Genomic DNA, 12,697 nt, shown 5'->3' with positions numbered 1-12,697 from the left:
TGCTAATTACTGATGCGTGACAACGATCAGGCGCAGTGCGTCAAGACGCCAGCCCGCGCTATCAAGCGCCGCCAGCACCTGCTCGCGATTGCTTTCCAGCGCGTCGATCTCATCCTGACGGATGTTAGGATTAACCGCGCTCAGCGCCTGCAAACGCGACAGCTCCGCGCTCAGGTTCTCGTTTGCTTCCGTGCGGGCAATCTCGATCAGCTTGCGCGCTTCTTCGGCAGCCTGGCCTTCCGCCAGCTTCAGGATCTCGTGCACATCCTGCTGTACGGCGTTAACCAGCTTGCTGCCGGTATGGCGATTGACCGCGTTCAGCTGACGGTTGAAGCTCTCGAACTCGACCTTACCCGCCAGGTTAGTACCCTTGCGATCAACCAGCATCCGCACCGGCGTCGGCGGCAGGAAGCGCGTCAGCTGAAGCTGTTTCGGCGCCTGCGCTTCCACCACGTAGATCAGCTCCACCAGCAGCGTGCCGACAGGCAGCGCCTTGTTTTTCAACAGCGAGAGCGCGCAGCTGCCGGTATCGCCGGACAGGATCAGATCCAGGCCGTTGCGAATGATTGGATGCTCCCAGGTGACGTACTGTGCGTCTTCGCGCGACAGCGCCTGATTGCGATCGAAAGTAATGGTGCAGCCATCTTCCGGCAGGCCAGGGAAATCCGGCACCAGCATGTGATCGCCCGGCGTCAGCACGATCAGGTTGTCGCTGCGATCTTCCTGATTAATACCGACGATATCAAACAGGTTGAGCGCAAAGTTAACCAGCTCGATATGGTTATCCTGCTCGCTGATGGTTTCCGCCAGCGCCTGCGCTTTTTCACCGCCGTTGGAGTTCAGCTCCAGCAGGCGGTCGCGGCCCTGTTCCAGCTTGCTTTTCAGCGCGTTATGCTGCTCGCGGCAGTCGCTGATAAAGTCGTCCAGCCCTTCGCTGTTTTCCGGCGAGGCCAGATAGTTCACCAGCTGGTCGCTGACCGTATCGTAAATAGCGCGGCCGGTCGGGCAGGTATGCTCAAAGGCGTCCAGCCCCTCGTGATACCAGCGCACCAGCACCGACTGGGCGGTTTTTTCCAGATAAGGCACGTGGATCTGGATATCGTGCGCCTGACCGATACGGTCAAGACGGCCAATACGCTGCTCCAGCAGATCCGGGTTGGCAGGCAGATCGAACATCACCATCTGGCTGGCGAACTGGAAGTTACGGCCTTCGGAACCGATTTCCGAGCAGAGCAGCACCTGCGCGCCATCCTCTTCGGAGGCGAACCAGGCCGCCGCGCGGTCGCGTTCAATAATCGACAGCCCTTCATGGAACACGGCGGCGCGGATGCCTTCACGTTCGCGCAGCACCTGCTCCAGCTGAAGCGCGGTGGTGGCTTTGGCGCAGATAACCAGCACTTTGCTGTCGCGATGGCTGGTCAAAAAGCCCATCAGCCATTCGACGCGCGGATCGAAGTTCCACCAGGTGCCGCTGTCGCCTTCAAATTCCTGATAAATCTGCTCCGGATAGAGCATGTCGCGCGCGCGCTCATCGGCCGCCTTACGCGCGCCCATGATGCCGGACACCTTGATCGCCGTCTGATACTGCGTCGGCAGCGGCAGGCGGATCTGATGCAGTTCGCGTTTCGGAAAGCCTTTGACGCCGTTACGGGTGTTGCGGAACAGCACGCGGCTGGTGCCGTGGCGATCCATCAACATGCTGATCAGCTCCTGACGCGCTTCCAGCTTGCCTTCGCGATCGCTGTTGGCGACCTGGAGCAGCGGCTCGATATCCTGCTCGCCCATCAGATCGTTCAGCATATTCAGGGCGTCGTTATCGATCGCCTTATCGGCCAGCAGGCCGGAAACCGCATCGGCAATCGGCTGAAAATGTTGCTGTTCTTCAACAAAAGTGGCGAAGTCGTGGAAGCGATCCGGGTCCAGCAGGCGCAGACGGGCAAAGTGGCTCTCCATGCCCAGCTGCTCCGGCGTCGCGGTCAGCAGCAGCACACCGGGGATCTGCTCGGCCAGCTGCTCAATTACCTGATATTCGCGGCTTGGCTGACCCTCTTCCCAGGCCAGGTGATGCGCCTCGTCCACGATCAGCAGATCCCACTCGGCTTCCGCCAGCATCTCCAGACGCTGCTTGTTGCGGCGCACAAAGTCGAGCGAGCAGATTACCAGCTGTTCGGTATCGAAAGCGTTGTCGCTGTCCAGGCGCGCCTGCGCGTAGCGATCGTCGTCAAACAGGGCAAAGCGCAGGTTAAAGCGGCGGAGCATTTCCACCAGCCACTGGTGCTGTAGCGTTTCCGGCACGACGATCAGCACGCGCTCGGCGCGACCGGCCAGCAGCTGCTGATGAATAATCATGCCCGCTTCGATGGTTTTGCCAAGGCCCACTTCATCAGCCAGCAGCACGCGCGGCGCGTGGCGACGGCCTACGTCGTGCGCGATATGCAGCTGGTGCGGGATCAGGCTGGTGCGCATGCCGCGCAGGCCGCTGACCGGCAGGCGATACTGTTCGCTCTGGTATTTACGCGCGCGAAAACGCAGCGCGAAGCGATCCATACGATCCAGCTGGCCGGCAAACAGGCGGTCCTGCGGCTTGCTGAACACCAGCTTGCTGTCGAGCATGACTTCACGCAGCATCACGCCGGACTCTTCGGTATCAAGCCGGGTGCCGATGTAGCTGACCAGACCGTTTTCGGTCACGACTTCCGCCACCTCCAGCTGCCAGCCTTCGTGACTGGTAACGGTGTCGCCCGGGTTGAAGATCACACGAGTAATAGGCGAATCATTTTTAGCGTAAAGACGGTTCTCGCCGGTGGCGGGGAAAAGCAGTGTGACCATGCGCGCATCTACCGCAACAATAGTTCCTAATCCCAGTTCGCTTTCCGTATCGCTGATCCAGCGTTGACCAAGTGTAAAAGGCATAGATATTCGGCTCGATTCTCGTAGAGGTTATTTCAGGCAATAGCACGGCTGCCCGGCAATAAAGCCCGGCAGATTCATTTCGTTTTGCAGGAAGGGCGCTATGGTACTGGAAGGTGGCGCGTTCGTCACCTGTCAAAAAAGCCCCAACTGACCTGTTACCAGTGTAGCAAAGTCATCCTGCACGAAAGGCAAAATGCCTTCCGCAACGGGCTGCAGCTGGCGGGAAAGGTAGTGATCGTAGTCAAGCGGCGTCAGGCGTGCCTCCAGCGGCTCCGGCCCTGAGGTGGCGATAACGTAGCGGATCCGGCCGCCTTTTTGATACTGCAACGGGCGGCCCAGCTGGCGGTTCTGCTCATCGGCAAGGCGCGCGGCGCGCACGTGCGGCGGTACGTTGCGCTGATAATCCTCCAGCGGGCGGCGCAGCTTTTTGCTGTAGGTCAGCTGCTCGTCCAGTTCGCCATCCAGCAGCTGACGCACGGTTTCGCGGATGTAATCCTGATAGGGCTGCCGTTTGAAAATCCGCAGATAAAGCGCCTGCTGAAAATTTTTCGCCAGCGGCGTCCAGTCGGTGCGCACCGTCTCCAGCCCTTTAAACACCATGCGCTCCTGGTCGCCTTCGCGGATCAAACCGGCGTAGCGTTTTTTGCTGCCCTGTTCCGCGCCGCGAATGGTCGGCATCAGAAAACGACTGAAGTGGGTTTCGTACTCCAGCTCCAGCGCGCTGGTCAGCCCCAGCTTTTCCTGCAGATGCTGCTGCCACCAGGCGTTGATTTTTTCCACCAGCCGACGGCCAATCGCGGCGGCCGACGCCTCGTCGTGCGGCGTTTTCAGCCAGACGAAGGTGGAGTCGGTATCGCCATAAATCACGTCATAGCCTTCCGCCTCTATCAGCTCCCGCGTCTGGCGCATGATTTCATGGCCGCGCAGCGTGATGGAGGAGGCCAGCCGCGGATCGAAAAAGCGACAGGCGCTGGTGCCCAGCACGCCGTACAGCGCGTTCATAATGATTTTCAGCGCCTGCGACAGCGGCTTGTTGCCGTGCTTTTTGGCCGTTTCGCGGCCCTGCCAGATCTGACCGACGATCTCCGGCAGGCAGTGCAGGGTGCGGGAGAAACGCGCGCCGCGAAAGCCGCTGACCGACTCGCTGTCGTCGGGATGCGCCATGCCTTCGGCCAGCCCGACCGGGTCAATCAGAAAGGTACGGATAATCGAGGGATAAAGGCTTTTGTAATCCAGCACCAGCACCGAGTCATAAAGGCCTGGCCGCGAGTCCATCACGTAGCCGCCCGGACTCGCCTCCGGCGCGACTTCGCCCATATTCGGCGCAACGTAGCCGGCGCGATGCATACGCGGCAGATAAAGATGGCTGAAAGAGGCGACCGAGCCGCCATGCCGATCCGCAGGCAGGCCGTTGACGGTGGCGCGCTCCAGCAGAAAAGGCATGATCTCGGTACGCTGGAAAATGCGCGTGACCAGCTCGCAGTCTTTCAGGTTGTAATGCGCCAGCGCCGGTTTGTCTTCCGCAAAGCGCTGGTCGATCTCCTGCATCCTGTCCCACGGATTATTAATGGCTTTGCCTTCGCCCAGCAGCTCGCGCGAGACCGATTCCAGGCTAAAGGAGGGGAAATCCCAGAAGGCGGATTTCAGCGCCTCGATGCCGTCGATAATCAGCCGCCCGGTCGCCTGCGCAAAGTAGATCCCCGGCTTGAAGCCGTGCTCGCGCCACTCCAGCGCTTCGCTGTTGCGGCCCAGCCGCAGCGGGATGCCATAGCGGTCGGCATGTTTTTGCAGCATCCTGAGATCAAACTGCACCACGTTCCAGCCGATCAGCACGTCCGGATCGTGTTCGGCAAACCAGGCGTTGAGTTTTTCCAGCAGCGCAGGACGGCTGGCGACATATTCCAGCCTGAAGTCCAGGCGGCTGGCGTCGCCGTTTTCCGGCCCTAACATATAAACCACGCGCTGGCCGCAGCCTTCCAGCCCGATGCAGTAAAGCTCGCCGTGGCGCGTGGTTTCAATGTCCAGCGACACCCATTTCAGCGGCGGGCGATAGTCCGGGTTAGGTTTAAGCCGCGCCTGCGTCAGGCTGCCGCCGACCTGCTGGCCGCTGAACCACACCGGCGCGGTGATAAAACGCTCCATCAGGAAACGATCGGGCGGGCGGATATCGGCTTCATAAACCATCACGCCGTTTTCGCGCAGCAGCTTCTCCAGCTTTTGCAGCTGCCGATACTGTTTGCAGTAAAGCCCGGCGACCGGACGCTGGCGGAAGTCCTTCAGCGTCAGCGGCGTCAGCCGAATATCTTTTTCGGCACGCAGCAGGGTTTCCGCCTGCGCCAGCTGCTGCTGCGGAATAAAGGCGACCGACTCCTGCGGCGGCAGCACGACCCGCTGCGGGCCGTCGTCCGTGGCCAGCCACAGCACGATCTCCGTACCGCTGGGCGTATCCCGCCAGTGTCGGGTCAGCAGAAAGCCTGCGCGCGCGTCGTTCACCTGAACCTCCTGAGCGGCTGGAAATGGGATACGGGGCTGTTCACCGCCATGCGGGCCTATAATAGCATGTTTATTTATACAGTTCTTACTTCGCCGGCGCCGCTCACCGGCAAGCGCTTTTCTTCTTTACCTGAACAGAAGAAATATCCGCATTCCCATACAAAACAGCGCTTGACGGATCCCGGACGGGCCAGGACAATCCGGCTTTCCAATAAACAGAATGTGAAATCTATGGAAGCCTGGCTGGAACACCTTATAACTCAATCAGTTGCCTGGTCTTTACTGGCAGTAGGCCTGGTCGCCTTTTTCGAGTCGCTGGCGCTGGTTGGGCTGCTGCTGCCGGGCACCGTGCTGATGGCCTCGCTGGGCGCACTGGTCGGCAGCGGACAAATCAGTCTCTATCCGGCCTGGGGCGTGGGGATTATCGGCTGCCTGCTGGGCGACTGGATCTCCTACTTTATCGGCTGGCAGTTCAAAGGGCCGCTGCACCGCTGGTCATTTATTAAAAAGCATCAGCCGCTGATGGATAAAACCGAACACGCGCTGCATCAGCACAGCATGTTCACCATTATTATCGGTCGCTTTATCGGCCCGACGCGGCCGCTGATCCCGCTGGTGGCGGGGATGCTGGAGCTGCCGGTAAAGAAGTTTATCCCGCCTAATTTAATCGGCTGCGTGCTGTGGCCGCCTCTGTACCTGCTGCCAGGCATCCTGGCTGGCGTGGCGATTGACGTGCCGAAGGACGCCAGCAGCAGCCTGTTTAAATGGCTGCTGCTGGCGGTAGCGCTGCTGGTGTGGCTGGGCGGCTGGCTGGGCTGGCGCTGGCTGCGCGCCAAAAAACAACATGACTGGGCGACGGCCTATTTGCCGGAGAGCCGCCTGCGCTGGCTCGCGCCGCTGATGATGGCGGCGGGCGTCGCCAGCTTCGTGGCGATCCAGTTCCATCCGATGATGCCCATCTTCCGCCATCTGCTGTGGCAGGTGTTTATCGGCTAGTTCGCCAACCATGCCACGAGATCCGCCGTGAAACGTGACGGATTCGCTGATATTAACGCGATCCATCTTCATGCGGTTGCCCGGTGCGGTTTCGGCCGGGTAGCAAAATGAGATGCCAGGCAGTAGCTTCACAAAAGGAAGGCATAAAGAGCAGCGCGACATGTGGCGCGTTGAAGAACGAGTGGTTATGGGCCGCTGCCCGCTGACGACCTTCTTTTTACCGTTTCGCTGAATGACAGCACGCGTCCTTCAGACGCAGCGGATAGAACCTGATTATTCATGGCACTTCTCCTTATGAAGTGCTCCCTGCGCCAGCGGGGATAGACCGGTTAGCGCCCTGAATGCCAATCACAGCCCCGGGTGTTCCCCGCGCCAGCGGGGATAAATCGAAACTGTATATTCAGCCGCTTTTAGATTTGATGTGTTCCCCGCGTGAACGGGGATAAACCGGACGATGGGCGGCGATATAGCCCGTGGGTTGTGGGTTTATCAGTCAGGCAGTAAGATTTACCTACTACGCATCTTTGTTAAAAAAACGCCCCCCACAGAGATTGCGTTATTTCTTGTCGTTAGTGAGTTATCCGTCTGCTACAAATGAGCTACGCAGCCCCAAGCGATTGAGGCTGAAAAATGGACAAATTTTTCTTTGCTTTTGTTGTCCTGCTTGCAGTACTGAAATCTTTCGGAGGAGATACGCCAGCGATTAACATCCACGCGGACAACTTCCTTAATATTTCAGTCACTAGCAGCAAGTAACCCATACAGAGGTCGGAATTATCCGGCCTTCTGTAAAATTCTATAGCGGCATATTATCGCCGGTCTGCCTTTTCGGCGATCAGATAAGTCAGTCCATAAACCACAAGGCCAGCGATCAAAACCAATAAGGGGTTAATGACGCGCATCGCCCCTTCGCTGAGTGTTGCGGCCAGAAAAATACCTATAACGACGGCCATAAGCACCAGACCGCCAGAAATCTCGGCTATCAACTTGCGAACCAGCCTAATAATTTTCGATAGCATTAATAAATTCCTGTGAGGCTGTCGGATTTTTGCGCAGCGTTTCGCCCATCTTGATGTAGTTTTGCAACGGCTCTTCAAAGAAAAAATAGAGCATATCGTAATCTTTAAACCCGCAATTTTTGCCACAGCTGGGGGTTTTGCATGTGTAAACGCCTGGACGACTCACAGGCCCGCGAGATCACCCCCTGAGCCACCATGCCGCCGGTCATGGTTCCCGTCAGTCCCCGCAAGGCAATCCGGGAAATAAAAGACAGCATCACGCCGCTGACCACTTTTGATCCCAGATAAGAAGAGAGCGCAAGCTGGGTCGTTGTTCGGCTGGTCATCGAGGTGGCACCGCCGATCAGTTTGTCGTACACCTTCTTTAACGCCGGTTCTGGCAAATTTTTTAGCGAGTCGTCAATGATGATTTTTGCGATCTGGGTTATTTCGTTTCTGTCCCTGAAAGCATTCCTGATAGCCCGCCCCACGCGAATATCGTCCTGCATGTTGCGGTACTGTATGCGGCGGCCACCGTCGGAAAGGTTCAGATCCTGGAAGGTGCGTTCAAGCCCCAGATAAAAATCCATTGGTACCGATATAACGCCCGACATTATCGACTTGGCCAGCATTGTTGCGTTCATTCCCTTTCTCCTTTTGGGGGCTGTGATCCAGATTTGTTTAAATATGATACATATTAAAAATACTGAACCACAAGGACAAGGTTTGCTCGTCGGTTTGAGGCCGCGCCCTTACTGGCTTAACAGGTGATCCTGATTTTTTATCTATATCTATATAGTCAGAAAAATTGGGAGCATTTTCAGGCTTCAATGTCTGCGGCTGTTTCAGGGCAAAGAACGTTTGGCCATCCTGCGCACGCTGTGCCAGCACATCGGCAACGAATGAGTAAGATTCCGGAATAACTGACCATACCCAGTTCATGCGTGTTCCCCGCGCCAGCGGGGATAAACCGTCCTGTCCGGTAATCAGACGGCGCACCGACTCGTGTTCCCCGCGTGAGCGGGGATAAACCGTCCACGTAATTGCGTGGTAACTCCAGCCGGGCGTGTTCCCCTCGCCAGCGGGGATAAACCGGCCTTAATTTCTGTCTGTGCCGTCTGGCTCTGGTGTTCCCCGCTCAGGTGAACACACTTTTCCAATTTGCTACTAACAGGCATGGCGAGGTTTGTCCCCAAAAATACGGAAGAAGGTTGCTTACGGCTGCGATAATACAACTTATATGCGCGAAAGGGCTGACACCACGCGGAGCAGACGACATTCCAAACTCTTCTTCCGGTAGAATACAATCCCAGGCCCGGCTAATGCCGCCGTGCTGAAGTATTAAACGGATCATATATGAGGCAATACAGAACGCGCGACTTTCTGCCGTTCAAGCCTGCGCCATGTCGCTTTTGCTTAGTGGTTTACTAAATTTTTCCGCACGGACAAAGGCGATGGCGTGCCCATAAGTACGCAGATCAATCCAAGGCCGTCGGTGCCGAAACCGATAGCGTTAGGGAGTGCTCACGGGCGCGTAAATTAACCGACTCATTTTCCGGAGAACGCAACGCGTCAAAAGAGTCGCTTTCAGAGCATTTTACCATGTTAAAAGCGCTGTCAAAAAAAAACCAAGATATTCTAGACGACCGGTCTAATCAGGTGTAAGGTTAGTTCATGAACACAGCGACGCATAAACACAAAGACGATGTCCGCGAGCATATCCTCGCCACCGGACAGCGCATCATGGCGGGCAGAGGCTATTCGGCCGTCGGGCTGAACGAAATCCTGACCGAAGCGGGCGTGCCTAAAGGCTCCTTCTATCACTATTTCGGCTCCAAGGATGCCTTTGCTGTCGCCATGCTGGAAAGCTATTTTGCCGACTACCTGGCCGGGCTTGACCACACGATGAGCCAGCCCGGTGCCAATATGGCGCAGCGGCTGATGAACTACTGGCAGCAGTGGCAGGATACACAGTCCTTCCAGGACTGTCAGGGCAAATGCCTGGCGGTAAAGCTGGGGGCGGAAGTGGCCGACCTGTCGGAAAATATGCGACTTGCGCTGGAAAAAGGCACTTCGCAAATTGTGGCGCGGCTGGCTGAAGCCATTGAGGCTGGCGCAGAGGAGGGGTCACTGCGGATTATCGACGAGCCAGGCCGGGTCGCGGAAAGTCTTTACCAGCTCTGGCTGGGCGCGAGCGTGATGGTGAAAATCGTTCGCCACAAAGGGCCGTTTGCCTCAGCCATGCTGTTAACCCGGCACACGCTGGGCCTGGCAGGCTGAAGCGCCGTTTGCCTCAGTAATGCTGCTGACCTGGCACACGCTGGGCCTGGCAGGCTGAAGCGCCGTTTGCGTCAGTAATGCTGCTGACCTGGCAAACGCTGGGCCTGGCTGGCTGAAGCGCCGCTAAGCCAGGCGGATAGTTTTATTACAGGTTTACGATCGACAGGGCCAGCAGGCTGGCCTGTGTTTTTACCCCGAGATTAGACGACTGGTCTACTATATATTAATGCCACCATGCGGAGAGACACGATGAAAGTTTTAATGGTTCTGACCTCACACGATCGACTGGGCGACACCGGCCGTAAAACCGGTTTCTGGCTGGAAGAGCTGGCCGCGCCTTATTATGCCTTTAAAGATGCGGGCGCCGAAGTAACTCTGGCTTCGCCGGCCGGCGGCAATCCGCCGCTGGATCCGAAAAGCAACGAGCCGGATTTTCAGACTGAGATGACGCATCGCTTTGAGGCTGACGCCGACGCTGTTGCGCAGCTTGCCGCTACCGTGCGTCTGGACACGATTTCCCAGGCCGATTACGACACGGTATTTTATCCGGGCGGCCACGGCCCGCTGTGGGATCTGGCTGAGGACAAGCATTCCATCGCCCTGATTGAATCTTTCCTCGCCGCAGAAAAACCGGTAGCGCTGGTTTGTCATGCGCCTGGCGTGCTGCGCCATGTGAAAACGCCGGCGGGCCGTCCGCTGGTGGAAGGGAAAAAGGTCACGGGCTTCGCCAACAGCGAAGAAGAAGGCGTCGGCCTGACCAACGTGGTGCCTTTCCTGGTAGAGGATGAGCTGGTGGCGCAGGGCGGCATCTACTCTAAGGGCGCCGACTGGGGCTCCTACGTGGTTCAGGATGGATTATTGATTACCGGCCAGAACCCTGGCTCCTCAGCGGCAACGGCCGCGCTGCTTCTCAAACAGTTCGCATAATCATCGCTTTCCTGCGGCGCAATGCCGCAGGATCCCATCGGGCCGCGGCTATTGCAGTAGCGGCATCAGCGCGGCTACCAATTTTTCAGGCGAAACTGGCGGCCCTTCCGGCTGCCAGGCGTTCTGCAATTCCGCTATCTCTATACCGATTAAAGACGAACAGGCGAGCACTTCGCAGCAGGCCGTCAGTTCCGCCAGCGTTAATCCTCCCTCTGACTGATAATCTGTCGGCACCGTGCCCGGGGCCAGCACGTCGCAATCCAGATGCACATAAACCGCACGGCCAGCAACGGCCTTACGCAGGCGATCCGGCAAATCTTCACCGGGCGGAAGGCAGGAAATATTGTGCTGCTCGATCAGGTTCACTTCAAAAGGATCGAGATCGCGCTGGCCGACCAGCACGACCTGTTCCATCCTGATACCGCTGCCCAGGCCGGTGTCCCAAAGGCCCAGCGGCCCGGCCAGAGCCAGTCCGCCCAGAAATCCACTGGTGGAAGAAGCCGGCGTATTGAGATCGGCGTGCGCGTCGAACCACACCAGACAAGCGTCGGGATAATGTTGCGCCAGCGCGGGCAGCGTCGCCAGCGACACGGCACAGCGGCTGGTGGCCGCTACGGAAACGGCTCCGGAGGCAAACACGGCGGCAAAATGTTGTTGTACCGCGTGCAAATCGGGCATGGCCGCGTCCAGCTCTTCGCGCCAGCCTGCGCTCAGCGCCGGTTTGGGCGTACCGATAACAGTCGGCCGCTGGCCGAGGCAGGATGCCAGCGCGTTACCAAGGGATTTGGCCGCTGGGATCGCAAGATCGTTATGGTCTCCGGCACGCCCCTGAAAAATAGTACAGACAGTGTGGTTTTCGACCATCAGGCTGCTCCGGTTAATTGCCAGGGAGGATTAAACATAAAACAGCGGGGAATGACGCACAAGATGGCATGATGTTTTACACAAAACCCGGCCGTTTGCCATAAACGCAAGCGGCCAGGTGAATACTTTGCAGACTGAAGATACGAGGCGGTTTTCAGACGAAGAAACGGCGGGCCTAAACAGCCAGCCCGTTGACCCTTAACATAAACAGGTCGCCTTCCCGGATTTCCCTTTTTCTTTCCAGCAGCAAATCGAGATCGTCTCTGACGGTAAGATAAAGTCCGCTTAACGACCTGTATTTCCCGCTGCACAGTTTTTCAATATTGATCAGGCTTTGCGTTTCATCAACGGTATTCCCGGCATCTTTTTCATCATATACCCACTGCAAGGCTTTTCCACGAGCGCTGTTGCTGTCGGTGATGGTATCAATCAGATTCGTTACCATGCCGGTGGAATGAACCAGGCCGGGGTGATAGGCGTAAAGAGAGATATTTTCACGCTTCATTTCAACCGCAAGATTTTCGGTTAATTTAATCACGGCCGCTTTGGTTACGGAATAAGAGGTACAATAAGGCCAGCGGTAAACCCCGGCATTACTGACGATATTAATAATAATCCCACGCTTTTTCACACGCATTGGCTTTAGCGCCTCATGCGTGCAATAAGAAAGGCCAAGCAGGTTAATATTGATGGCCTCAAACCAGTCGTCCAGTTCGATATCGGCAAATTTATCTACCGGCCCCCAGACGCCGGCGTTGTTGATCACAACATCAATATGACCAAACTTGTCGGCTATGCTGGCAAAGCAGGCGGCAACCGCGACCCGATCGGTAACGTCGCACTGGAGGCAGTGAACGGCACCGCCAAACTCCTCTTCAAGTTCGGCCAGTCTTTGCGCATCTCTGCCGGTAATAATAACCCGATGATCTTTCGCCAGCGCTCTGGCATAGGACAGGCCAAGCCCTTTAGACCCACCGGTGATTAATATCGTCTTTTTTTGCGCATCAATCATTGCCTGTTTTCCTTTAATAAAATAGATTTCTGGTCATGCTTGCTATATCGCATTAGTAACATATCTTTATGTAACTTACATGACATTCATCATTCATTTTATTTATGGCAGGATAATAGTTTGTTTCTGAGTTGAATTAACAGATGAATAAGGTGATTATTCCTGTACGTTAATATATGGCAATAAAAAGGAAATTATTTAATAAGTAAATAAA

The 12,697-nt window shown here is 56.7% G+C and carries 10 protein-coding genes and 1 pseudogene; 4 read left to right on the top strand and 7 right to left on the bottom strand.

Annotated elements, in window-relative coordinates; translation table 11 throughout:
* Positions 1 to 6: 6 nt before the first annotated feature.
* Positions 7 to 2,913: an RNA polymerase-associated protein RapA gene (gene rapA, locus AB6T85_RS10860; protein WP_253455308.1), complete on the bottom strand. Its 2,907-nt coding sequence runs from the start codon at positions 2,911 to 2,913 to the stop codon at positions 7 to 9.
* A gap of 132 nt (positions 2,914 to 3,045) precedes the next feature.
* The gene (polB, locus tag AB6T85_RS10855) at positions 3,046 to 5,406 is read right to left on the bottom strand and encodes a DNA polymerase II (RefSeq protein ID WP_369895549.1); all 2,361 of its coding nucleotides are present in this window, start codon (positions 5,404 to 5,406) and stop codon (positions 3,046 to 3,048) included.
* Between the two features lie 231 nt (positions 5,407 to 5,637).
* On the opposite strand from polB, the gene AB6T85_RS10850 reads away from it, so the two are divergent.
* Entirely contained in the window at positions 5,638 to 6,402 is a 765-nt protein-coding gene (locus tag AB6T85_RS10850; protein ID WP_253455306.1) for a DedA family protein, read from the top strand.
* Between the two features lie 448 nt (positions 6,403 to 6,850).
* Positions 6,851 to 7,000 (top strand): annotated as a pseudogene (locus AB6T85_RS10845) (type II toxin-antitoxin system RelE/ParE family toxin); the annotation flags it as partial.
* A gap of 211 nt (positions 7,001 to 7,211) precedes the next feature.
* Here AB6T85_RS10845 and AB6T85_RS10840 read toward each other — a convergent pair.
* The 3 genes from AB6T85_RS10840 to AB6T85_RS10830 all read right to left on the bottom strand — a co-directional run bounded on the left by AB6T85_RS10840 (position 7,212) and on the right by AB6T85_RS10830 (position 8,342).
* The gene (locus AB6T85_RS10840) at positions 7,212 to 7,421 is read right to left on the bottom strand and encodes a hypothetical protein (protein WP_253455305.1); all 210 of its coding nucleotides are present in this window, start codon (positions 7,419 to 7,421) and stop codon (positions 7,212 to 7,214) included.
* A 104-nt stretch (positions 7,422 to 7,525) separates the two neighbouring features.
* Entirely contained in the window at positions 7,526 to 8,044 is a 519-nt protein-coding gene (locus tag AB6T85_RS10835; RefSeq protein WP_369895546.1) for an Ssp6 family T6SS pore-forming effector, read from the bottom strand.
* Positions 8,045 to 8,081: 37 nt separating this feature from the next.
* Entirely contained in the window at positions 8,082 to 8,342 is a 261-nt protein-coding gene (locus AB6T85_RS10830; protein ID WP_253455303.1) for a hypothetical protein, read from the bottom strand.
* A 732-nt stretch (positions 8,343 to 9,074) separates the two neighbouring features.
* On the opposite strand from AB6T85_RS10830, the gene AB6T85_RS10825 reads away from it, so the two are divergent.
* Together AB6T85_RS10825 and AB6T85_RS10820 are read left to right on the top strand one after the other, a co-directional pair.
* Entirely contained in the window at positions 9,075 to 9,680 is a 606-nt protein-coding gene (locus tag AB6T85_RS10825; RefSeq protein WP_369895544.1) for a TetR/AcrR family transcriptional regulator, read from the top strand.
* A 249-nt stretch (positions 9,681 to 9,929) separates the two neighbouring features.
* Positions 9,930 to 10,607 carry a type 1 glutamine amidotransferase domain-containing protein gene (locus tag AB6T85_RS10820; protein WP_253455301.1) on the top strand — a complete coding sequence of 226 codons (678 nt, stop codon included), beginning with the start codon at positions 9,930 to 9,932 and terminating at the stop codon, positions 10,605 to 10,607.
* Between the two features lie 48 nt (positions 10,608 to 10,655).
* On the opposite strand, the gene AB6T85_RS10815 is transcribed toward AB6T85_RS10820, so the two are convergent.
* Positions 10,656 to 11,471 (bottom strand): arginase family protein, encoded by an 816-nt coding sequence (locus tag AB6T85_RS10815; protein WP_301251468.1) that lies wholly within the window; start codon positions 11,469 to 11,471, stop codon positions 10,656 to 10,658.
* 175 nt (positions 11,472 to 11,646) lie between these two features.
* Positions 11,647 to 12,483: an SDR family oxidoreductase gene (locus tag AB6T85_RS10810; RefSeq protein ID WP_253455299.1), complete on the bottom strand. Its 837-nt coding sequence runs from the start codon at positions 12,481 to 12,483 to the stop codon at positions 11,647 to 11,649.
* Positions 12,484 to 12,697 lie beyond the last annotated feature (214 nt).

The organism is Erwinia aeris, from assembly GCF_041224955.1.
GTDB lineage: Bacteria > Pseudomonadota > Gammaproteobacteria > Enterobacterales > Enterobacteriaceae > Erwinia > Erwinia aeris.
Note: the sequence above shows the minus strand (reverse complement) of the source record. Positions and strands in the feature narration are given on the sequence as shown.

What these genes read in the sequence shown, in the direction of transcription:
- AB6T85_RS10810 (WP_253455299.1), bottom strand. Translation starts at nt 12,483, where the DNA reads ATGATTGATGCGCAAAAAAAGACGATATTAATCACCGGTGGGTCTAAA.
- AB6T85_RS10820 (WP_253455301.1), top strand. Translation starts at nt 9,930, where the DNA reads ATGAAAGTTTTAATGGTTCTGACCTCACACGATCGACTGGGCGACACC.
- AB6T85_RS10850 (WP_253455306.1), top strand. Translation starts at nt 5,638, where the DNA reads ATGGAAGCCTGGCTGGAACACCTTATAACTCAATCAGTTGCCTGGTCT.
- AB6T85_RS10815 (WP_301251468.1), bottom strand. Translation starts at nt 11,471, where the DNA reads ATGGTCGAAAACCACACTGTCTGTACTATTTTTCAGGGGCGTGCCGGA.
- AB6T85_RS10840 (WP_253455305.1), bottom strand. Translation starts at nt 7,421, where the DNA reads ATGCTATCGAAAATTATTAGGCTGGTTCGCAAGTTGATAGCCGAGATT.
- AB6T85_RS10830 (WP_253455303.1), bottom strand. Translation starts at nt 8,342, where the DNA reads ATGAACTGGGTATGGTCAGTTATTCCGGAATCTTACTCATTCGTTGCC.
- AB6T85_RS10825 (WP_369895544.1), top strand. Translation starts at nt 9,075, where the DNA reads ATGAACACAGCGACGCATAAACACAAAGACGATGTCCGCGAGCATATC.
- AB6T85_RS10835 (WP_369895546.1), bottom strand. Translation starts at nt 8,044, where the DNA reads ATGAACGCAACAATGCTGGCCAAGTCGATAATGTCGGGCGTTATATCG.
- rapA (WP_253455308.1), bottom strand. Translation starts at nt 2,913, where the DNA reads ATGCCTTTTACACTTGGTCAACGCTGGATCAGCGATACGGAAAGCGAA.